Origin of the sequence: Pseudodesulfovibrio sp. JC047 (assembly GCF_010468615.1) — a bacterium.
Taxonomy (GTDB): domain Bacteria; phylum Desulfobacterota; class Desulfovibrionia; order Desulfovibrionales; family Desulfovibrionaceae; genus Pseudodesulfovibrio.
Window position 1 is genome coordinate 11,823 of record NZ_WUEH01000006.1, and the last position, 20,173, is coordinate 31,995.

Annotated in this window: 19 protein-coding genes; 11 read left to right on the top strand and 8 right to left on the bottom strand. The window is 49.4% G+C overall.

Features of this window, described 5'->3' with window-relative positions; translation table 11 throughout:
* Positions 1-918 precede the first annotated feature (918 nt).
* The 8 genes from GO013_RS05115 to GO013_RS05150 all read left to right on the top strand — a co-directional run bounded on the left by GO013_RS05115 (position 919) and on the right by GO013_RS05150 (position 10,210).
* Positions 919-2,469: a BCCT family transporter gene (locus tag GO013_RS05115; protein ID WP_163808985.1), complete on the top strand. Its 1,551-nt coding sequence runs from the start codon at positions 919-921 to the stop codon at positions 2,467-2,469.
* Between the two features lie 571 nt (positions 2,470-3,040).
* On the top strand, positions 3,041-4,567 hold the full coding sequence (locus tag GO013_RS05120) for a BCCT family transporter (protein WP_163808986.1): 1,527 nt from the start codon (positions 3,041-3,043) through the stop codon (positions 4,565-4,567).
* 78 nt (positions 4,568-4,645) lie between these two features.
* Positions 4,646-5,263 carry an MBL fold metallo-hydrolase gene (locus tag GO013_RS05125; RefSeq protein ID WP_163808987.1) on the top strand — a complete coding sequence of 206 codons (618 nt, stop codon included), beginning with the start codon at positions 4,646-4,648 and terminating at the stop codon, positions 5,261-5,263.
* A 77-nt stretch (positions 5,264-5,340) separates the two neighbouring features.
* Positions 5,341-5,766: a MaoC family dehydratase gene (locus GO013_RS05130; RefSeq protein WP_163808988.1), complete on the top strand. Its 426-nt coding sequence runs from the start codon at positions 5,341-5,343 to the stop codon at positions 5,764-5,766.
* Between the two features lie 250 nt (positions 5,767-6,016).
* Complete coding sequence (fixA, locus tag GO013_RS05135; RefSeq protein WP_163808989.1) at positions 6,017-6,766, top strand: putative electron transfer flavoprotein FixA; 750 nt, start codon at positions 6,017-6,019, stop codon at positions 6,764-6,766.
* Positions 6,767-6,919: 153 nt separating this feature from the next.
* Positions 6,920-7,834, top strand: coding sequence for an electron transfer flavoprotein subunit alpha/FixB family protein (locus GO013_RS05140; RefSeq protein ID WP_163808990.1), 915 nt, complete (start codon positions 6,920-6,922; stop codon positions 7,832-7,834).
* Between the two features lie 122 nt (positions 7,835-7,956).
* On the top strand, positions 7,957-9,525 hold the full coding sequence (locus tag GO013_RS05145; RefSeq protein WP_163808991.1) for an AMP-binding protein: 1,569 nt from the start codon (positions 7,957-7,959) through the stop codon (positions 9,523-9,525).
* A gap of 169 nt (positions 9,526-9,694) precedes the next feature.
* The gene (locus GO013_RS05150) at positions 9,695-10,210 is read left to right on the top strand and encodes an AAA family ATPase (protein ID WP_203529401.1); all 516 of its coding nucleotides are present in this window, start codon (positions 9,695-9,697) and stop codon (positions 10,208-10,210) included.
* 87 nt (positions 10,211-10,297) lie between these two features.
* Here GO013_RS05150 and GO013_RS05155 read toward each other — a convergent pair whose 3' ends face one another.
* Positions 10,298-10,690, bottom strand: a complete 393-nt coding sequence (locus tag GO013_RS05155; protein ID WP_163808993.1) for a 3D domain-containing protein — start codon at positions 10,688-10,690, stop codon at positions 10,298-10,300.
* Positions 10,691-10,801: 111 nt separating this feature from the next.
* Between GO013_RS05155 and GO013_RS05160 the strand changes: the two genes are divergently transcribed.
* From GO013_RS05160 to GO013_RS05170, 3 genes are all read left to right on the top strand, one after another.
* Complete coding sequence (locus tag GO013_RS05160; RefSeq protein ID WP_163808994.1) at positions 10,802-12,175, top strand: M48 family metalloprotease; 1,374 nt, start codon at positions 10,802-10,804, stop codon at positions 12,173-12,175.
* Positions 12,176-12,854: 679 nt separating this feature from the next.
* Entirely contained in the window at positions 12,855-14,516 is a 1,662-nt protein-coding gene (gene ilvD, locus GO013_RS05165) for a dihydroxy-acid dehydratase (protein ID WP_163808995.1), read from the top strand.
* A 156-nt stretch (positions 14,517-14,672) separates the two neighbouring features.
* Positions 14,673-15,431: a transporter substrate-binding domain-containing protein gene (locus tag GO013_RS05170; protein WP_163808996.1), complete on the top strand. Its 759-nt coding sequence runs from the start codon at positions 14,673-14,675 to the stop codon at positions 15,429-15,431.
* Positions 15,432-15,938: 507 nt separating this feature from the next.
* On the opposite strand, the gene fliQ is transcribed toward GO013_RS05170, so the two are convergent.
* The 7 genes from fliQ to GO013_RS05205 form a co-directional block, all read right to left on the bottom strand.
* Positions 15,939-16,208 (bottom strand): flagellar biosynthesis protein FliQ, encoded by a 270-nt coding sequence (fliQ, locus tag GO013_RS05175; RefSeq protein WP_163808997.1) that lies wholly within the window; start codon positions 16,206-16,208, stop codon positions 15,939-15,941.
* Positions 16,209-16,245: 37 nt separating this feature from the next.
* On the bottom strand, positions 16,246-17,013 hold the full coding sequence (gene fliP, locus GO013_RS05180) for a flagellar type III secretion system pore protein FliP (RefSeq protein ID WP_163808998.1): 768 nt from the start codon (positions 17,011-17,013) through the stop codon (positions 16,246-16,248).
* Positions 17,010-17,387: a flagellar biosynthetic protein FliO gene (gene fliO, locus GO013_RS05185; RefSeq protein WP_239057753.1), complete on the bottom strand. Its 378-nt coding sequence runs from the start codon at positions 17,385-17,387 to the stop codon at positions 17,010-17,012. Before fliO ends, fliP begins: the two co-directional genes overlap by 4 nt.
* On the bottom strand, positions 17,380-17,943 hold the full coding sequence (gene fliN / locus GO013_RS05190; protein WP_163808999.1) for a flagellar motor switch protein FliN: 564 nt from the start codon (positions 17,941-17,943) through the stop codon (positions 17,380-17,382). Before fliN ends, fliO begins: the two co-directional genes overlap by 8 nt.
* Positions 17,944-18,027: 84 nt before the next feature.
* Positions 18,028-18,525 (bottom strand): flagellar basal body-associated FliL family protein, encoded by a 498-nt coding sequence (locus tag GO013_RS05195; RefSeq protein ID WP_163809000.1) that lies wholly within the window; start codon positions 18,523-18,525, stop codon positions 18,028-18,030.
* 74 nt (positions 18,526-18,599) lie between these two features.
* Positions 18,600-19,328, bottom strand: a complete 729-nt coding sequence (locus tag GO013_RS05200; RefSeq protein ID WP_163809001.1) for an OmpA family protein — start codon at positions 19,326-19,328, stop codon at positions 18,600-18,602.
* Positions 19,329-19,330: 2 nt separating this feature from the next.
* Positions 19,331-20,152, bottom strand: a complete 822-nt coding sequence (locus tag GO013_RS05205; RefSeq protein ID WP_163809002.1) for a flagellar motor protein MotB — start codon at positions 20,150-20,152, stop codon at positions 19,331-19,333.
* Between the last annotated feature and the right edge of the window lie 21 nt (positions 20,153-20,173).

Consider the following 20,173-nt stretch of genomic DNA (forward strand, 5'->3'; position numbering starts at 1 on the left):
TCGGACGTGAAAGTGTGCACAAAATTGCAGTGAAAAAAACACTCGATTGTAAAGTGCAACTTTGCGCTTCAGAGGAAATGGTCAACTGGCGGTTGACACTTTTTGTCGGGTTGGGGGTGACAGAGGTCTCAAATCGCTGCCAGACGCGTCCTTTGAGAAATTTTGGTCAATATATGCTGCCAGCTTGTGAAATTTGTGTGTATGAAAGCGGATTGAGCGGTATTGAGTGGTAATTTTCCTGCATGAATCACAATAAAAATTCAAATATCTCAAAGTCCGTGCTCCTCAATCGGTTTTAAAAAAAATCATCGGGTGGATTAAGTGATTTTGTTTCGGTTTTCATCCATGAATCGATATTTGAGCACGTCAAAAATGTTCAAAATAGAACAAGTTCCCGATTATAAGGCTTTTTTTCACAAACTGTTTTGCACTTTTGATGCATATTTCGAGTGTGTCATTTTTGGTTTGACGGGCGTACAAAGGAGGGATTTTAATGTGATACTTTTCACAATAGACTGTTTTTTATGAAGTAATTGTGATTTCGAAGTAAGCAAGATTGTCGCTGTGTTGCAATTTTGCGGGTGTGAAAGGATTCACTCGTCGTCTGTTTTTTTTCTGTTTGTATTAACCAATGCCGTGAAAATATTTTATCCAGAATTTACAGGATATTAATCAATATCTCTACTCATTGTGATTCATTAGAGCATCGAAGTGTTTCGTGAAAATCGGTCTCAATATTTTGAAAAACGCCTCGCTGCTCATAGTATTCGATATAGACGAAGATTGTGTGCTTTTCCCGTGTATTTCCCAATATTCTGTCATGTGTTACTCTGCTGTGGTCCTGCTGCAACCCAGTGATGGTGGTGTGCTTTTTGCTATTTATGGGAAATAGCAATTTCAAATACACTAGGTACAGATATGCAAAAAGAGTTAGTCGATCTTAGCCAGGAAGAGTTTGAGAATTCCCAGAAAGAGCCTGCGAATATTAATTATCTTTTGGTCATAACAAGCCTTTTGGCTTTAGGTCTGATCGTCGGATATGCCGCTCTGAATCCTGACCTTATGGGACAGCAGATGGGAGTGGTCAAAGATTTTATCAGTCATTATTTCGGCTGGTGGTATATTGGGTTGAATGGTTTTTTTTGCTTGCCGGTTTTTATTATTCCTTTGACCAAGTATGGTTCTCTCAAGCTCGGAAAGGCGGATGATGTCCCGAGTTTTTCCACTTTTTCATGGATCGCCATGTTGATTGGCTGCTCATTCGCCGTTTCAGTCGTTGTTTGGGCCGTGGCAGAGCCGCTTTTCCATTGGAAACAACCTCCTTTGGGGGCTGTGGCTGGGAGTATGGAAGCTTTGAAACAGTCATTCCAAATTACGATCATGCACACGGGAATCGGTGGGTTCGGTGTCTTTGCCGTTGCAGGCGTATGCATTGGCCTGCCAGCCTTCAGAAGAGGGTTGCCACTGACTTTTTCGACGGCATTTTATGGTTTGCTTGGCGATAAGGCCTATTCTCGACCCTTTTCTGCCGTGGTTGAACTGATTGCGATGATCGTCAACTTTCTTGGCATTGCCACATCAATCGGTTTAGGATTGATTTCATTGAAGTTCGGTTTGCATTATGTTTTCGGAATTGAACTTGATACGTTCAGGATGATCTGTCTGACAGCCGTGGTCAGCGCGGGTTTTTGCTGGTCCGTGTGGCGGGGAATCGATTCGGGAATCAAGACATTGAGCAATTTCAATGCGTATATCGCCATGGCTGTGTTTTGCTATGTGCTCCTTGCCGGGCCGACTTTGCATATCATGAATTGGATCGTGCAGGTGTTTGGTGAATATTTCGGGAACATCGTCTACCTGACGTTCCATACCGATGCCACGGAACAGGCACTTGGCGGCAAGTGGATGGGATACTGGAAGGTCTTTTACTGGGGCTGGTGGTTCTCTTTTGTGCCGTTTGTGGGTGGCTTTCTTGCCAGAATTTCCAAGGGCCGCACGCTGCGGGAAGTGTTGCTGGCATGTACGCTCATTCCCACGGTGACCTGTATTATCTGGTACACCACGTTTGGCATTTCCGCCGTGTATACCGAAATGAGTGGAACGGTCCCGCTTTGGACAGAAATTCAAAAAGATATCGGGGCTGGTTTTTACGTGATGGTGAGCCAGTGGCCCATGGGATTTTTCATTTCCATCATGACTATGTTCATGTTGATGGTCTTCATGGTCACTTCGGCTGACTCGTCTGCCTATTTCTGCTCCATGCAGTTGACGAATGGTTCGGCTGAACCGAGCAGAACGATCAGAATGGCTTCGGGAATCTCCATTGCGGTGTTGGCGGTCACGCTCATTCTCGTTGGAGGATTGAAGGCCTGCCAGACGGCTGCGGTGATTGGTGGATTCCCCATTTCCTTCCTGATGCTGCTCATGTTGTTTTCGTTGTTTAAGTTTCTCAAGTCAGAACAGCTTTAAGTGAACCCGTGTCTGCACTGTCGAGATGATGAACATAGAGAGGCTGAAACGAATCTGATTCAAGATCGTGCACACTGAAAATGCCTGATAGACGGCGTTCCACTGTTTCGACAGGGACGCCGACAGGACTCATTCAACGCGCCATTGATGCATGATAACTGTGTCAATGAACGGTGGATGAGTCCTTTTTTGGTGTCTTCAGATGAATCTTGCGTTTTTAGAAGCGTCCCGGCGTGTCCAGGGCGCTTTTCTCGTTTGGACCGAATCCCCGGTGTCGCGGCTGAAAGCGAGCGCACGACAGCCTTTTTAAAGCGTAAACTCGGAGAAGACAAAAGGGCTTTTTATGGGCTGTTTTCGTCTCAATATTGTTCTTAAAAAACCGTTAAACATCTGTTTTTATGGTATAAAATGCAGTTGGCCTGGTTGTTGCTAAGAGTATGTGAAATTTGTCCCTATGGTGTTTGTTGGAATCAATAAATACGGAGTTCGATGCGTAGGGGCTTGTCAGAGGGCAGTAGGGGAATTTGTTACGGGGTTTTACCCTGGCTAGGTTACAAAAAAGGAAAGCGAGATGGCTAAAAAAGTCTCAGAAACTTCAGGAGAAGTGATCGATCGCAGTATCGATTACTGGGTGAGTGTCCCTGCAATTCTTATAGTATTAGGTTTTGCACTGGCAATTTTCATGGACCCTGAAGGCATGAATGTCTTCATGACGGATTCTTTTCATTTCATGAACCAGAATTTCGGTTGGATGTTGCTGGTTTTTGAATTTGCTTGTGTTCTGTTGTGTCTGTATTTTATTTTTGGAAAATATGCGAACAAGCGTTTCGGCAACGAAAAGCCTGACTCCAGCACTTTTTCATTTTATGCGATGCTGTTTGCCTACAGTTCTTCCGCAAGTATCGTGTACTGGGTCTTCATTGAATTCTATTACTACATTGCTGGTCCGCCGTTTGGCATTGAGGCTTTTTCCCAAGAAGCCATTCAGTGGGGCGTTGCCTATCCGATCTTCCACTGGGGAGTTCTCGGATTTGCTCCATACGCCATTATGGGTATTGCTTTCGCCTTTTTGCTCTTTGTCAGAAACGAAGACACCTCCCGAGTCAGTGCCGCCTGTTCGAGCCTGATCGGTGAAAAACACGCAAACGGTCCTGTGGGCAAAGTCATTGACTGCATTTTCCTCGTTGGAATCATTTTCTCCAACGCCGGATATTCCTTGGCCGTCAGTGTTCCCATCATCAGTACCTTCTTCAGTAAAATCTTTGGTGTCGAGCATACGTTGGCTCTTGATACCGGCATCCTTCTCGTGGTTGTGGCGTGCATGACCGTGGCCATGTACACCGGCCTGAAAAAAGGCATGACCTTCATCAGTAACGCCAGACTGTACATGTTCTTCGGCATTGCGTTGTTCATCTTCCTGGTTGGCGATACCGGCCAGTACTGCAACAACATTGTTTCCTCCACGGCCTTGTGGATGCAGAACTTCGTGGTCATGAGCTTGAACACGAGCGCCTGGTCACAGTCCTGGACAATCTTCTACGCCATGTTCTTCATCGCGTCCGTGCTGGGAGCTGCGCAGTTCTACAGCAAGCTCTGCAAGGGCCGGACAGTCCGTGAATGCGTCCTGGGTATCGTTATTGCGAGTGCCATAGGTTGCGCAATCTTCTTCTGGTCAATGGGTAACTATGCCTTGGAAACCTATCTTGGTGATCCGGCCCAATATAAGGCCATGATCGATCAGGATCCTTACATGGCTATCACCTACGTGATTTCCAAGTTGCCTTTCTCTAACGTGATTATGGTCCTTCTGTTGATCTATGCCTTTATCTCCGGATGGACCTTTATCCAAAGCGCTGTGTACGGTAATGCACTGGTTTCTCAGCCGAACCTTCCCGCGGACGAGGACCCATCAAAATTCACCCGTTTGTTCTGGTGTGTCGTTACCTGCGTTTTGTCCATAGCATTCCTGTACATTGGCGGCTTGCAGACAGTTAAAAATGCAATGGTGTGGGCAGGATACCCAACCTTTGTGATTTCACTGCTCATCTTGTTCGCCTTTCTCAAGGATATCAAGAATTGGGATAAGCATTTGTCTTAACCTCCACCCCAATTAAACACAGAGTCTACGGAGATTGATCCCTCCGTAGACTCTGTGCATTGAAGAAAGGAATCCCAGATGCATATTCGATCATTTCAAGTCAGTGCCTACGAGACGAATTGTTACCTTGTGTCCAAAGGGACTGAGGCCATTGTCATAGATCCTGGTGACGACTGCCCGGCGTTGGTTGAGACCATTGCCAAAGAACAGTTGCACGTCACCCATATTATTATCACCCATACGCACCTCGATCATTTTTACGGTGCAATGCGACTTTCACAGAGTACGGGTGCCAAAATTTACATTCATCCCGACGATGAAGTGCTTATCGATCAGGAGATCAGTACATGGAAAGAGTGCATGTACTCGGAGTCCTGCGGTCCGATCGACCATGAGCCTCTGCCGTGTGGAACGTACCATTTCCTGGAAGAAAAATGTGAAGTCATGCTGACGCCTGGGCATACTCCCGGAAGCGTGACCTTGTATTTCCCGGAGTTGTCGCTCGTTTTTGTCGGGGATGTCATTTTTCAACGGTCAGTCGGCAGGCACGATTTGCCTGGTGGGGACTATCAGACCCTCATGGCCTCGATTCACAATGTTATTTTGCCATTGCCGGATTCGACAACGCTGTATACCGGCCATGGCCCGACGACGACTGTGGGGAGCGAAAAGCAGTTTAATCCATTTATTCGATAGTATTTTTCACCGTGAGCATGGGTGTGTAACAGCATGTGAACTGTGAAGATCTCAATCATAAAAAGAAGGAATACGACATGTCAGAAGAACTGGGAAAAACCATTGAAGAATTCAAGGTCAATGACAGTGCAAGCATCACAAAGGACATCACCGCCGAGAAGTTGGCCGCTTTTGCCGATGTCATTGATGACCATGACCCGATTCATACTGATCCCGAATACGCCAAAACCACCATTTACGGCAAATGCATTGCCCACGGTGTGTACCTCGATTGCATGATTTCCGGAATGTTGTCCGAGCTTGTCAGTGGTGGGATTGATGCGAAATTGAGCATAAAATACACCGCCCCGGTTTTTGCTGGCGATACAATTACAGCAACAGGGACAGTCAAGGAAATCAAGACAGACAGAAATAGGCTTTTTATTGATACAAAATGCGTCAATCAGAATGGCGAAACTGTTGCTGTCGGCGATGCTGTTTGCCTGGCTCGGACAGACGACTAAAGACACCGCACGGAATTTCTGTGCAATGTGAAGCGATGAGCATTGAAATGTACATGTGCCAATGATCGGCCATGATGTATCGGAGCATATACTGTCTCATACACAGCATTCAAAGCCCAACCCCACAATGTGCTGCATTTGATTTTTTCGATGTATAGCCAACGTCTTTTTTGAGTGCAGTCGCTCGGAATGATGTTCGCGGAAGTTCAGATGCATGAATATAAACCCTCAATAGGTTAAGGAGAATACGATGGATATTATTGCTTGTATAAAAGTGGTCCCAGAGGAACAAGATATTGTGACTTTGCCCAATAATGAGCTGTCTTTCGATAAGGTCCAGTGGAAAATCGGTCAGTACGATCTGAATGCCGTGGAAGCTGGCAAGCAGTTGGCAAAGCAGACAGGTGGTTCGCTGAAAGTCTTGACCATCGGCGGCGACGCTCTTTCCAAGACGAAAATCCGCAAGGACATCCTTTCGCGTGGTGCTGATGAGCTGAACATCGTTGTCACTGACCAGAAATTGGATGATTCCCTCATGACCGCAAAAGCGATCGTCGAGGCCCTGAAAGAGATGGGGTCCTTTGATCTGCTGCTGTTCGGTACAGGGTCCTCGGATATCTACTCGCAGCAAACAGGCAACCAGGTCGGTGCCCTGCTCGATATGCCTGTCCTGAATGAAGTCAACGCCATCGAAGAAGGCGGAGCCGGACTCAAGGTCGAGCGTATGCTGGAGAACGAGGTCGAAGTCCTCGAATTGCCCGTACCGGCAGTGCTTTCCGTGACGTCCGAGATCAATACCCCCACCATTCCCGGAATGAGAGACATCATGGCCGCTGGTAAAAAACCGGTGAATGAACTTTCCGCCGATATCTCCTCACTCACAGAATACAGTGAAGTTGTGAGCGATTTGGCTCCGGTCCAGAAGGACAGACAGTTGAAAGTCCTGAAAGGCGAAACTGAAGAAATGGTTGATGCCCTTATTCAGTTCCTGAATAGCTAAAAGCTTTTCATTGTTCGCAAGCACCATGCGTTACGCTTGCCAGTTTTGCTGGCGAGGTGAAGCTGAACTGGCTTCAGTGCAGTACTTTTTTGAGTGTGTGTGCTGAAAAGTACACGAAACTTGAAGAAACTCTAAATTCAGACGGAGATTATTATGTCATATACAAATGTTTTTATAATTGCCGATACCGAGGCGAACCTCAAGGAATTGTCCTGCGGGGCTTCCACATTGGGTTCCAAATTTTCCACGGTTATTTTTGATGAGCAGCTTCAGTCTGTTGCCGCTTCCTATGGTCCGGAAAAGATTTATCATTTCCAGGCTCCCGAATCAGGTATCATTGAAGACAACGCCCGTGTGATTGCCGACATGGTCCAGGCCGCAAGCCCCGAGATGGTCTTGCTGAGCAACACCACTCGTGGACGCCTGCTGGCTGGTAAGATCGGCGCGTATCTGGACACATGCGTCATTGCCGGTGTGACCGAACTGACCGAAGAAGGCACCAAAAGAATGGTCTATGGTGGTGCCGCTTTCAGAACACAGAAAGCAACCGCTCAAACAGCTGTTGTGACCTGTAATGCTGGTGTGTTCGAGGTCAGTGAAGGACAGGCATCCGGCGACGCTGCCGTTGAAGCTGGAAGCGCTGCTTCTGACGTGAAAATCAAGAAAATTGAAACACAGCCCAAAGAGGGTGTGTCCTCAAATATCGCCATCGCCAAGAAAGTCGTTGATATGGGCCGTGGCTTCAAAGAGGAAAAAGACGTTGAAATGTGCCGTGAATTGGCAAGCCTGCTGGGAGCAGAACTTGGTTGTTCCAGGCCTGTTGCCGAAAATAACGGCTGGTTGCCGAAATCCGTGTACATCGGTGTGACCGGCATTATCTTGAAACCTGAGATGATTGTTTCCCTGTGTATCTCCGGACAGGTCCAGCACATGGTCGGTATCAACCAGGCGAAAAAGATTATCGCGATCAACAAGGACGAGCGCGCTCCCATCTTCGCTTCCTGCGATTTGGGACTGGTTGGCGATGTCTATCAGATCCTTCCCATGCTTATCGAAAAGTTGAAATAAACGGATAAAATACAGGTTTAACCATCGAGATTCAGGCCTATCTCTGTATGGTTAAACCTGTTTTTTACAGTGCCTTTTTTCGTTGAATGTTGCAAAATGTTAACAATGTATTGGGTGGGATAATGAACTCGCAAATATGTCATGAAAGCATCAACGCACTGTGGGATGATTGCTTGGTGAAGGATGAGGACAAAGTATGTATCGTCTATGAATCCAAAGATGGCCAGACATCCCAATTTACCTATGGTGAACTGTATCAAAACATAATGAGGGCCTCGAATTTTTTTATTGATCTCAATATTCGGAAAGGTGACAAAGTCGCCGTCCATATGCATAGCTCGCCAGAATTTTTGGTCATCTGGTTTGCCTTGCTGAGAATAGGCGCTGTCATGGTGCCGCTGAACTGTAATTACACACAGAGAGAATGTCGTTTTATCCTCGATCAGTGTGATGTGCAGTGTTTGCTGACAGAGTCTGATTTTGTGTCTCTTTATGAAGATGCATTCTTTGCCTCGGTGACGAAAATTCTGACTCGTTCGGATGCACCTTTGGAAGGCTATCTGAACTTTGCAGAATGTATAGAGCGTCAACCGACCGAGCTGAAGGAAAAACGGGCCGTCTTTTCTGATGATCCGGCTGAAATCCTTTTCACCTCGGGAACAACATCATCCCCCAAAGGGGCAATTTTCAATCATTACAACCTTGTTTTTGCCGGGCAGTTTCATGCCGAGCAGATAGGGTTGCAGCATGATGACCGGTTTTTTACGGTTTTCCCCTGTTTTCATATCGATTGGCAGGCAATTGCCATTTTGCCGACCATTACCCAAAAAGCGACTATCATTGTCCAGGAACGATATAGTGCGAGCTCTTTTTGGGAGAAGATTCGTCGCCATGATGCGACCCTGATCGAAATGATTCCCATGATTGTTCGGACCACGATGTTGCAGCCGAAAGTTGCTGAAGAAAAAGACCATCATGTCCGTCGTGCCTATTTTTCCCTGTGTCTGTCTACAGAAGAAAAGAACGCTTTTGAAGAGCGGTTCAATGTGCCGTTGTTCAATTGCTACGGCATGACCGAGACGGTTGTGTGCAATGTCGCTGATTTCAAGAACGGCGAAGCCAATTGGCCGTCAGTCGGCAAGATTTATGATCCATTTCAGCTTCGGATTGTCGATGACCGGAATCAGCCTGTTCCCACCCTTGAAATTGGAGAGATCTGTATCAAGGGAGAACGAGGGAAGACGCTTATTTCCGGGTACTACAAGAATGAAGAGCAGACCAATAAACTGTATGATGAAGATGATTGGATGCATACCGGGGACAAGGGCTTTCTTGATGAGGAGGGGTGGCTGTATTTTGTGGACAGAGGGGCCAATCTGATTAAACGAGCTGGTGAGAATATCTCGGCCAGTGAGGTTGAAAATGTTTTGACTTCTCATGAGGCCATTGAAGAAGCCGCCGTTATTGGTGTTCCCGATCCAATCAGGGATCAGGCCGTCAAGGCATACGTCAAGTTTTATCCGGGGCAGGAACTGAGCATCCAAGAGTTGGATGATTTTTGTTCGGAGCATTTGGCGAGCTTCAAGGTCCCCTCATTTTTTGAGGTGGTTGATGATTTCCCCCATACGTGTACCGGGAAAATCAAGAAAAAGAATTTGAGCAAATCGGTTGTTTGTCCCTGCCGGGGATAATTGAATTCGTGTCTCAAGCCCCTCGATTGAATCGGGGGGCTTTTCTTATGGCTTTTTCGAAGCGTTTTTCTCGAAAGCATGATTGATTCATGGGGCTTTTCGAATTATGCACTGTTCATAGTGCCTGCATGACGCACCAGCAAAAAAAGTAACAAGACGTGTCGTGACCATGAATGGACCTCGATTGTATATTCTCTCGGGTTTGCCGGGTTCCGGAAAATCCACATTGGCTCAGAAGCTCGCTTCGGAAATGCACGCTGTCTACTTGCGGATTGATACGGTCGAGCACGCCCTCGGAGAGTTGTGTGATGTGGCGGTCGAGGGTGAAGGGTATCGCCTGTCGTATCGAATCGCGGCAGACAATTTGCGGCTTGGCATGTCTGTTGTGGCTGATTCATGCAACCCGATCCAGTTGACCCGGGATGAATGGCAGGATGTGGCCTTGGCATCCGGTGCCGCGTTCATCAATATCGAAGTGGTGTGTTCTGACACAGACGAACATCGCCGTCGCGTCGAGGGGCGTGTGTCGGATATCCCGGGGTTTTCGTTACCCACATGGTCGGAGGTGCTGGATCGGGAGTATCATCCATGGGCTGCTCCACGCATTGTCATTGATACCGCTGGTCACTCCGTTGAAGAGAGTGTCCGAATGGTGTGTGCCGCCGTGCATGACAAAGACGTGTGAGCTGGGCGTAGAGGTTCTGTCCGGTGAGGGAAAAGACGTGTCCGGGTGGAGGCGTGCCCTTTTTTCGGGCTGAGTCCAGTGCGTTTCTCATCGCCAGTAAATCGTTGCCGTTCGTTTCCCGAATTTCTGTGCTTTTTTGACATCCATTCCGAAATACAGATCGATTCTTCGTTTGAAGCGTTTATTCATTTTATCAAGGACCACATAGGGACCATCGAATCCCGTGATATACAGCTCTTTGCCGTTACCCAAACCAAGGTCGAGGAGGTCGCGGGAGACTGCCACGCTTTTTATGCCCGGGGTGAGCCTGTTTCCCCAAGCCGCCATGAATGGGGTTCCGTCGGTTTGGTTGGGCGTGGAATTGTATGCCGTCACCGTGACTTCAAGGCTTTCCCAGAAGATCGGGTTGGGCACACGGAGGCCGATTCCCACCAGAATGAGCAGGCCTGTGACCATAATCAGGAGCGAAAATTGTTTCATATGTTCACCACGGTACGGGATCAGCGTGCTTTCAGCAAGATTCAGGTGCTGTTGCGGACTTGAATTGTGGCTCTTTTTTGCGGTATTGTGTGGCAAGCACGGGAGAACAGCATGCAACGTCTGGAAGATTTCAGCCATTTGAATCGTCGAAATTTCATGAAAGCGGGAGGAATGACCGCCCTTGCTCTGGCCTTTGGCGGGTGCGCTAAAAATCCGGTGACCGGCGAAAGTCAATTCATGCTTGTCAGTGAAGCGCAGGAAATTGAAATGGATAAGAAGGCGTCTCCGCAACAGTTATCCAATGATTACGGTGCGACACAAGACAGCGCCTTGAATGACTATGTCAGCGGTGTGGGGACCTCTCTTTCAAACACCTCGCATCGGCCACAGATGCCGTATTCATATCGGGTGGTCAACGCCAACTATGTCAATGCCTACGCCTTTCCGGGCGGGACCATTGCCTGCACGCGCGGGATCATGCTCGAAATCGACAACGAGGCTGAATTGTCCGCGTTGCTCGGCCATGAGATCGGTCACGTCAATGCTCGGCACACGGCGTCTCGCATGAGTTCTCAGACAGTGATCGGTACGTTGGCTGGTGTTGGCGGTGCGGCTGTTGGTGCGGTGTACGGCGGAACCTGGGGATCGTTAGCCGGTGGTCTCGGCGGCCTTGGTGCGGGATTGTTGCTGGCGTCCTACAGTCGTGATGACGAACGGCAGGCGGATGGTCTCGGTATGGAATACATGACCCGTGCAGCATATAATCCGGATGGTATGATCGGCTTGATGGAAATGTTGAACGAGCAGCACGACCGGCAACCCAGCGCGGTCGAAATCATGTTTGCCACCCACCCCATGAGTGCCGAACGGTTGGCCACGGCGCGGAAACAGGCTGCGAACAAATACATGGGGGCCGGGGAGTATGCCATCTATCGCGAACGATATATGGATAATACCGTGGAATTGCGCAAGATCGGTCCGGCGATCAGGGAATTGCAGGATGCGGAAAAGCTCGGAGGCCAAAAGAAGTATGGTGAAGCCGAAGAGAAAATTGAGTCGGCTTTGAAGAAAGTTCCGCATGATTACACCGGGCTCTTGTTGATGGCGAAAATGCAGATGGCGCAGAAAAAATATGACGACGCTTTGCCCTATGCCATGGAAGCCAAGCGGGTATACCCGGATGAAGCGCAGGCCAGTCAGCTCAGCGGGGTGTTGTTGGTGCAGTCCAAACAATATGCCAAGGCGTATGACAGTTTCGAATCCTACGACAAGGCCATGCCCGGCAATCCGTATACGAAGTTTTTCAAGGGGTACAGTCAGGAAGGTTTGGGTAATCGTGAAGAAGCCGCCCGGGAATATTATCAGTTCCTGCAACAGGTCCGGCAAGGCGATCAGGCCGGGCACGCCTATCAACGTCTTGTCGATTGGGGCTATATCAAAGGCGAAGCCAAGCCCGCGCGCGATCCAATGGCCTATTTGGGGTAGAAGAACTGCCTCCGGCGACTGGGGGAAGAGGAGAGAAAAACCCTTTGAAAAGGGCTTTTTTTTCCTCTTTCCCCAGACCCCCATCTCCTCTTTTTTCCTAAACTTTTTATGTGCCTTCGGCAGGTGTGTACGTCCGCATGTGGGCACGGCTGTCGTATGGGGTGTGGAGTGCCTCCGGCGGCCAGAGGGGAACCTCTTGGAAGAGGTTTCCCTTTGGACTTCCTTCCAGAACTTTTTATCGCGCCTTCGGCGAGGGCATCTGTTATCCATTGAGTGGGATTGAAGAAACAAGAGGGAGAAAAGAGGCCTTGGGGGAAGAATTAAGAAGCCTTTAGAGAAAAGAATCATTTTGAGACCTCTCAACAAACGTTGTAAAAAATACAATTTTTAACAACGTTTTTTCCAAAAATCGTACAGACTTCCGCTGCCGACAGCCTCGAGCGAAGCGAGCGATAAAAAGTTTTGGAGAGTCCAGAGAACCTTTTCCAAAAGGTTCTCTGGTGGGTCCAGGGCAAAGCCCTGGTCTCGCTGAAGGCGGCCCCCGGCAGGGCTGGTCTCACCGAAGGTGCCCCCCGGAGGGAGGAGGCAATACAAAGGTGTTGTTGGTGGCAAAATGATTGACAGCGGGTTCCAATCCGGTGTGAACTGATTGTCCGAATTTTATAGAGAGGAGTAGTACATGCGTAGTAAGAAAATGACTGGTGGATTAGAAAAGGCACCGCACCGTTCGCTGTTGTACGCGACCGGGATGTCCAAGGAAGAAATGGACAGGCCGTTGATTGGCGTTTGTAACGCTGCCAATGAAATTATTCCCGGTCATGTCCATCTAGATACCATTACCGAGGCCGTGAAAAGGGGCATTATGTTGGCGGGTGGCACCCCCATGGAATTCCCGGCCATTGGTGTGTGTGATGGGTTGGCGATGAACCATGAAGGTATGCGCATGTCCCTGCCGAGTCGTGAGATCATCGCTGATTCTGTGGAGATCATGGCGACGGCCCATCCGTTTGACGCCATTGTCTGTATTCCCAACTGTGACAAGATTGTTCCGGGAATGCTCATGGCCATTCTCCGATTGAATATTCCGGCAGTTGTCGTTTCGGGCGGTCCCATGCTGGCCGGACGCAAGAAAACGGCTGATCTCATCAATGTTTTTGAAGGTGTTGGTCGGGTCAAGACCGGATCGATGACCGAGGAAGAACTGGTTGAATTTGAACAATCCGCGTGTCCGACCTGCGGGTCGTGTGCGGGCATGTTCACGGCCAATTCCATGAACTGTCTGTCCGAATCCATTGGCCTGGCTTTGCCGGGGAATGGAACTATTCCCGCAGTCATGTCGGCTCGTGTCCGTTTGGCCAAACAGGCAGGAATGCAGGTCATGGAGATGCTGGAACGGGATATCCGTCCACGTGATATCGTAACGGAAAAAGCGGTCCATAATGCAGTGACCATGGATATGGCCTTGGGATGTTCTACCAATACCACATTGCATCTGCCCGCATTGTTTGCCGAGGCCGGACTGGATTTGAGTCTCGAAATGTTCAATGAGATCAGCAAGAAAACGCCAAATCTGTGCAAATTGTCTCCGGCGGGGCCGCATTACATGGAGGACTTGAACGAGTCGGGTGGTATCCCGGGTGTCATGTCCGAATTGGTCAAACGCGATCTGTTGAATCTGGATGTCATGACCGTCACTGGCAAGACATTGGGTGAAAATCTCAAGGATCTGGATGCCAAGGTCACGAATAATACCGTGGTCCGTTCGATTGATAATCCGTATGCCGAAGAAGGTGGTATTGCCATTCTGTACGGGAATATCGCTCCGGAAGGGTGCTGTGTGAAACAGTCCGCAGTTGCTCCTGAAATGATGCAGAGTTCAGGGACCGCCAAAGTGTACACCTGTGAAGAAGATGCTGTTGAAGCGATTCTTGGTGGACATATTGTGTCGGGTGATGTCGTGGTGATTCTGTATGAAGGACCGAAAGGCGGTCCGGGAATGCGGGAAATGCTCACGCCGACCTCGGCCATTTCCGGCATGGGATTGGGCGAATCCGTGGCTTTGCTGACGGATGGCCGGTTCTCCGGCGGGACTCGAGGGGCGGCCATTGGTCATATTTCCCCGGAAGCGGCCGCTGGCGGTCCATGCGGATTGATCCGTAATGGTGATCGTATCGAGATTGATATCCCGGCCCGGGCAATCAAACTGTTGGTCAGCGAGACGGAATTGGAAGAACGGCGAAAAAATCATACGCCCGTGACCAAAGAGGTGAAATCACCTTTCCTGCGCCGGTATGCCAAACTGGTGACATCGGCCTCTCGTGGTGCGGTGTACGAAAAATAGACACAAGTCCGAATTGATTGTGAGCCGGTTGGGAACATCCCAGCCGGCTTTTTTTTGTCTTTTCCTCTCAGGTGTTGCCTATTCTGATATTCTTTGTGTAGGCTAAAAAAAGGAATACCTTGTGGACACTTTGCCACCATTGGAAGAGGGGAGAAGATGATTCTGCGGTGCTGTCTGTTCGTTGTTGTTCTTGTCCTGTTTCAACCTGTCTCTGCTTTGAGTGAACGTCTCCATGTCGTCACTGAGGAATGGCCACCGTATACGCAGAGCTGTGATGGAAAAACGAGCGGTGTGGTGACGGAAATTGTTCGGGCCACGCTTGACCGAGCCGGTTTGGCCTATTCGTTGGATGTGTACCCGTGGGCACGGGCATATGACATGGCCCGCACGCAAAAAAATGTCCTGATTTATCCTATTTTCAAAATGCCGAAGCGAGCCGAACACTTCAAATGGATCAAGATTCAGGGCTTGTCGGTGGAAATGTATCTTTTCAGCCCGAAGTATCGCACGGATATTACCCTGACCAGTCTGGACGAGGCCCGGAAATACCGAATTGGCGTGACTCGTGAAACATCCACGCACCATTTCCTTTTGTCTCGGGGCTTTCGGGAAGGCGTCAACCTGTTCCCTGTGAATTGTGAACAGCAAAATGAATTGAAATCATCACCTGATGTGGCCCGAATTGACCTGACAACCGGCGATGCCCTGTCTTTGGCCTATTGGTTGAAACATTCGGGCCGCCCTGTCGATTACTGGGTGCCCAGAGTGCCGCTTTTTCAAGAGGATTTTTATATGGCCTTTGGCCAGCAAACTTCTGATGCCGTCGTCGAAATCGTTGAACGGGCGTTTACTGACATATATGATGAAGGTCGATTGGACACGATCGTGGAAGCCTATTGGCGCTTGTTCGAATAACATTTCCTTTTTCAACAACTCGACGGGATCGTGCCCCTTGAAATGAGAAAAGCCTCCGTATGGAGGCTTGTTTTTTCTCAGTGCAAAAAAGGAAGATGCTTTCTATGTAGCATGTGACGTGCCAAACTTTTCCAGATACGAAAAATAGTTTTAAAATGCTTGTATATCAAGAGGTTGAAAGATTTACGCTGTTGCCTGTCAGTCGAGATGAAGAGGAGAGCAGGTACAATAATTTAAACTTTGTGTGGAATGCCGGGAATGCTGACAAAATTTTTTAACGCGCAGAGTACGGATTATTGATTCGGGAAATAAAATGAATCTGGATGGTTATCCGTGGTGGAATCGTGTCGGACAGTACAGAGTGAACACTGAGTGGGAAGGTGGTCCGTTCTTGTGACAGAGCCTTTCAAAAGGCACGAGAGTGAAGAGGAAAATTGGTCCTGAAGTGCAGCGAATTTCGGTCGGGATGAACAGGTCGGACTTCTTGAGAGCGAGTCTTGAAAATAATTATTTGATATAATTCGGGAGGTTAAGAAAGAGATTGATCGTATAAGACATCATCTTGTCCATGATCCATGGAAAGGCGATGAGGAGCGCGAGAAAGATGGCCACGATTTTGGGAACCATGGTCAATGTCATTTCCTGAATCTGGGTGGCGGCCTGGAGAATGGAAATGATAATGCCGACTACCATGCCGATTCCCAGCATGGGCAAAGAAATGATGAGGGTCATCTCAATGGCTTGTCGGGCAAAACCGACCACGAATTCCGGGGTCATTCGACGCACTACTCCCTGGGAAAATTTGGGTGTTCCGTCACTGGAACGTGTTGACCAGAGATCCTACGAGCAGGTTCCAGCCGTCAATGAGGATAAACAGCAAAATCTTGAAAGGTAAGGAGATCATGACAGGCGGCAGCATCATCATTCCCATGGCGAGGAGAATGGAGGCGACCACCATATCCAGAATGAGGAACGGAATATAGATCAGGAAGCCGATGGTAAATCCAGTCTTCAGTTCTGAAATGGAATATGCGGCGGTCAGCATCAGGGTGTTGACGTCTTCCTTGGTTTGGGGCCGGTCTTCCTTGGTGATGGAATAGAAGATGGACAAGTCCTTTTCGCGAGTGTGTTTGAACATGAATTCGCGGATGGGAATCTGTGCTCGGTCCAGGGCTTCGGTAAAGTTGATTTGTTCATTCATGTACGGCTGGAGGGCCGTGTTATTGATCGCCTTGCCCACAGGCATCATGATGACCATGGTCATGAAGATTGCCAACCCTGCCAAAATCTGGTTCGGGGGCATCTGCTGGGTGCCCATGGCCTGACGAATGAAGTGAAAAACGATGATGATACGGGTGAATGACGTCATGGTCAGCAGGATGGCTGGTGCCATGGAAAGAATGGTCAGCAGGAACAGAATTTCGAGGAGCGTGGACACTTCCTGAGGATCGGCCTGTCCGGCGGCCAGTTCCATCGTCAGCTTGGGAATGGTTGGTGACTGAGCACAGGCCAGGGCCGGGATCAGAACGCCTGCCAGAACGATCAGGAGGGCGATAAGCGTATGACGGCTGCCGCATCTCATTGTTTGGCCCTTTTCAAGAATGAGGCAAAATTTGTCTTGGGAGTGACTGGCTCCTGTGTGTCGTCGGCGTCTTCTTCCCCGAGCAGGGAGATGGTGTTCTCTGTCACGCCGAGCAAGAGGTCCTTGTTGCGATATCGGACGACCGCCACGGACTGGCGATTGCCGAGCATCAGTCGGCTGATGAGGCGTGGACCGTTTTGTCCTGCCATGAAGGCCGTAGGCACTCCGAAACGTTTGAGCAGGTAATACGCCAGAAAAATGACACCGAGCAACAGAAAGAGATATCCGGCAGTGGTCAGCAGGGTTGCGCCGGAATCCACCGCGGGAAGGGCCATTGGTTGGGCCACTGTTGCTGTTCCAATTGGATTAGCCAAGTTGTTTCACTCGTTCGATCGGACTGATGATGTCTGTCAGACGGATGCCGAATTTTTCGTTGATGACCACGGCTTCGCCCCGGGCGACCAATTTGCCGTTGACATATATTTCAAGCGGTTCGCCAGCCAATTTATTCAGTTCGACCACTGAACCCTGACCGAGCTGGAGTAACTCATTGATAAGCAGTTTGGTCCGCCCTAATTCTGCGGAGACTTCAAGCGGGATGTCCAGAATGAAATCCAGATCCCGTTTGCCCGAAGTGTGTCCGGCCTTGGCATCTGCTCGCATGTCCTTGAGCGCGTAGTCATGGGTCTGCGTGGAAAGAAAAGCCTGTTCTTTCTCGTGCCTGACTTCTTCCTGTTCGGTTTCGGCCAATGCCGCCGCCCATTCATCGGCCAATGCTTCATCGTCCTGGCCAACTTCTGCGCTGGCGGCATTTGATGGGTCTGTGACAGTATCCAGTCCGTCAAGCGGATTGGACTCGATGGAGGTATCGTCTCCATCCAGCAGGGCGTCGGCCCATTCCTGTGCGAGTTTATCTTGGTCTTCAGACATATCACTTACCTCGTGAAAAAGGGGTTAACCAGTGTGGCGCATCCAAAAAAACGACGGTCCCGATTGAGAAATGCAAAAAGCGTGCTACTGAATGACCATTTCCGTGATGTAGACCCTGAGTACACTGCCGTTCCCGAGAATCTGATTGAGCCTGTCTGCTATTTCCTGTTTGAGTTCGACCTTGGCTTTCATGGTTGAAAGTCCTTCATACGTCTTGCTCGAAAGGAGCAGCAGCAAGGTGTCTTTGACCTTGGCTTCATACTTGGTCAGGGCGGTCTGTGCATCGGCATCGCGGACTTCCACTTCTATGCCGAGTTTGAGATACCGCCGTCCCAATGGATCAGCCAGATTGACCAGAAATGTGGGCAACGGAACGAGTTGTCCCTCAAGATCTTCCAGAGGCGCTTGGGATTGGGGTGCGTTTTCACTGGCGGTCGATGTCGTATCAGACGAGGCAAAAAACATGGTGTAGGCAAAGTACGCCCCCACACCCAATGCGATCAGCACCACGAGGATGATGATCCATTTGAGTTTGCCACCCTTCTTTTTCCCTGCATCTTTCGAGATTTCTTCATCAGCCATATCGGCCACCTTTCTTTTCGTGTTGTGTTATTTCTATATCGCCAAATGGTCCATCTTTCCAGACAAAGTTTAGACTACTGATAGCCGCCGATGGGCCGGGCTGTCTTGAGTTCGATTTCCACACGTCGGTTCTTGGCGGAGTTGATTGGAAGGCCTCGTTCATCCAGAACCGGGAAATTGCCGCCGTAGGCAGACAGGGAAAATCGTTTGTTCGGGACTCCTTGTTCAACAAGGTACGTGAGGACGGTCAAGGCGCGGTCTCCCGAGAGTTGCAGTGGGGTTTGGGTGGTGTCGCTGGTATCGGTATATCCGGCCACATTGATGGGAGCCTCGGTATGCGTCAACATGGGAACCAGCTTCGAGATGATGAACTGCCCTTTTGAAGAGAGGGTGCTTGTCCCCGGAGAAAAAAGGATATCGTCCGTGAAAACCAGGGCCACGCCGTCCGATTTGGCCAGAATGTCAAGATTGGCATCGAGATCGTTTTTTTCAATCTCTTCGGGCAACGTGTCATCCGGGAACAGCAGGTCTTTGATACGATCCTTCTTGTCCAGCACTTCCCAGGGTTTTTCCATGAGATCAACCACCATGCGTTCCTTGACCGAAATTTGTCCTGACCCGCGTTTGTCGAGGAGACCAAGGTCGGCTGTCGTCAGGGTCACGGTGGTCAGAATGGCATTGTCCATGGACGCCATGGTCAGCAGCAGCACGAAAAAAGTGAGCAGCAGGGTCATCAGGTCCGAAAAGGTGATAAGCCAGAGTGCCAGCGGTGGACAGGCTTCTTCTTTTTTCTTTCTGGCCATGGCTATTCCAATTCCTGCGGGGTGGACACATCAAACTCAAAGCCGTCCACGGTGAGCGTGTCGGCCCGTTTGGTGCGGACTGGTGCCGACTGAATGAGTTGTTCACCCAATTGGTTTGATCGTTTGTCGAGCACTATATCCACCCGACGGTTTCGACTGCGATTCTTGGCCGTTTTTTGTGGATAATGGGGGCGGAATTTGCCAAAGGCTTCCACCTTGAGCATGTCCGGGCTTAATCCATTATTCAACAGGAATTGATAGATGGTGAGGGTGCGATTCAATGACAACCGCCAGGAAAGATCCGGGTTCTTCGAGTTGTCGCCAGCCTGATAATTGAGGCCCAGTTCGTCACGAATTTCCGAGGTGTGTCCGGCCAGTAACAGTGGATAGCGGACCTGTTTCAACAGGGGCAGAAACGATTCCAGCGTGGTGATGCCTTCAGGTGATAAGGTGGAGCCGTCAGGCCCGAACAGGAGCTGGGCGTTGATGCTCAGAATCTGGACGAATCGATTTGACCGGAAATTGATGTCCTTGTCCACGTTTTCCCATTTGAGGTCCTTGAGCGGTGCAAGGTCGCCGGTATCCATGGGACCGGGTTCCACGGTCTGCCGGGTATCTTCTCGGGAAAAGACTTCATAGCTCGCGTCATTGAATCCGAAGGTGCCGATGATGGACCCGAGAGCAACGAGTTTGCGCCGTTGGTCAACCGTGGACATGGACACGAGCAGAATGAAAAAGGTCAGCATCAGGGTCATGACATCCGCGAACGTCACCATCCATGGGGCTATCTCATCGCAGTCGAGTTTCTTTTTCTTTTTGGCCATGATTGGTCCTCGGGTCGTGCG

Coding starts and splice junctions, on each gene's coding strand:
- GO013_RS05115 (WP_163808985.1), top strand. CDS start 919: ATGCAAAAAGAGTTAGTCGATCTTAGCCAGGAAGAGTTTGAGAATTCC.
- GO013_RS05200 (WP_163809001.1), bottom strand. CDS start 19,328: ATGGCCAGAAAGAAAAAAGAAGAAGCCTGTCCACCGCTGGCACTCTGG.
- GO013_RS05205 (WP_163809002.1), bottom strand. CDS start 20,152: ATGGCCAAAAAGAAAAAGAAACTCGACTGCGATGAGATAGCCCCATGG.
- GO013_RS05170 (WP_163808996.1), top strand. CDS start 14,673: ATGATTCTGCGGTGCTGTCTGTTCGTTGTTGTTCTTGTCCTGTTTCAA.
- GO013_RS05145 (WP_163808991.1), top strand. CDS start 7,957: ATGAACTCGCAAATATGTCATGAAAGCATCAACGCACTGTGGGATGAT.
- GO013_RS05155 (WP_163808993.1), bottom strand. CDS start 10,690: ATGAAACAATTTTCGCTCCTGATTATGGTCACAGGCCTGCTCATTCTG.
- fixA (WP_163808989.1), top strand. CDS start 6,017: ATGGATATTATTGCTTGTATAAAAGTGGTCCCAGAGGAACAAGATATT.
- GO013_RS05150 (WP_203529401.1), top strand. CDS start 9,695: ATGAATGGACCTCGATTGTATATTCTCTCGGGTTTGCCGGGTTCCGGA.
- fliQ (WP_163808997.1), bottom strand. CDS start 16,208: ATGACCCCGGAATTCGTGGTCGGTTTTGCCCGACAAGCCATTGAGATG.
- GO013_RS05140 (WP_163808990.1), top strand. CDS start 6,920: ATGTCATATACAAATGTTTTTATAATTGCCGATACCGAGGCGAACCTC.
- fliP (WP_163808998.1), bottom strand. CDS start 17,013: ATGAGATGCGGCAGCCGTCATACGCTTATCGCCCTCCTGATCGTTCTG.
- GO013_RS05120 (WP_163808986.1), top strand. CDS start 3,041: ATGGCTAAAAAAGTCTCAGAAACTTCAGGAGAAGTGATCGATCGCAGT.
- GO013_RS05125 (WP_163808987.1), top strand. CDS start 4,646: ATGCATATTCGATCATTTCAAGTCAGTGCCTACGAGACGAATTGTTAC.
- GO013_RS05160 (WP_163808994.1), top strand. CDS start 10,802: ATGCAACGTCTGGAAGATTTCAGCCATTTGAATCGTCGAAATTTCATG.
- ilvD (WP_163808995.1), top strand. CDS start 12,855: ATGCGTAGTAAGAAAATGACTGGTGGATTAGAAAAGGCACCGCACCGT.
- fliN (WP_163808999.1), bottom strand. CDS start 17,943: ATGTCTGAAGACCAAGATAAACTCGCACAGGAATGGGCCGACGCCCTG.
- GO013_RS05130 (WP_163808988.1), top strand. CDS start 5,341: ATGTCAGAAGAACTGGGAAAAACCATTGAAGAATTCAAGGTCAATGAC.
- GO013_RS05195 (WP_163809000.1), bottom strand. CDS start 18,525: ATGGCTGATGAAGAAATCTCGAAAGATGCAGGGAAAAAGAAGGGTGGC.